The organism is Nocardia glycosmidis, from assembly GCF_052545115.1.
The window spans coordinates 1-591 of record NZ_JBQWRH010000059.1; the positions used below are offsets into that span (position 1 = coordinate 1).

The window sequence follows — 591 nt, forward strand, 5'->3', positions numbered from 1 at the left end:
CAGCACCGGATACACCGCGTCCAGGGGCCGGTTCTGCCATTCGGCCATGCCGTCCATCACCCGGTCGGTGATGGTCGAGATGGTCGTCTTGGAGACCTCGGCGCCATAGACCTCGGCCAGGTGCGCGGAGATCTCGCCTGTGGTCAGACCCTTGGCCGACAGCGAGACCACCATGTCCTCCACGCCGGATAGTCGCCGCTGCCGCTTGGCCACGATCTTCGGCTCGAAACTCGACTCCCGGTCACGCGGGACGTCGATCTGGACCGGCCCGGCCTCGGTCAACACGGTCTTGCCGCGCTTGCCGTTGCGGGAGTTCCCACGGCCTCGCCCGGCCGCATCGTGCTTGCCGTAGCCGAGGTGGTCGTCCATCTCGCCCTCGAGCGCGGACTCCACCACCAGCTTGGTCAACTTGCCCAGCAGCCCGCCCTCACCGGTCAGCTGCAAACCCTGCGAGCGGGCCTGCTCGACCAGCTCCCTCAGCCGCGCATCGCTGACACCCTCACCCGCCGAACTCGCCTCGGCCCCACGATCAATCACATCAGTCATGATGGTGTATCTCCTTCAGAGTTACACCGTTGTCTTTACAGTCCC

General features: G+C 65.8%; 1 protein-coding gene. It reads right to left on the reverse strand.

Translation table 11 applies throughout. The features are described from left to right. A partial coding sequence (locus ACT86A_RS27475; protein WP_445095128.1) for a transposase occupies positions 1-546 on the reverse strand: 546 nt, incomplete at its 3' end. Positions 547-591: the final 45 nt, after the last annotated feature.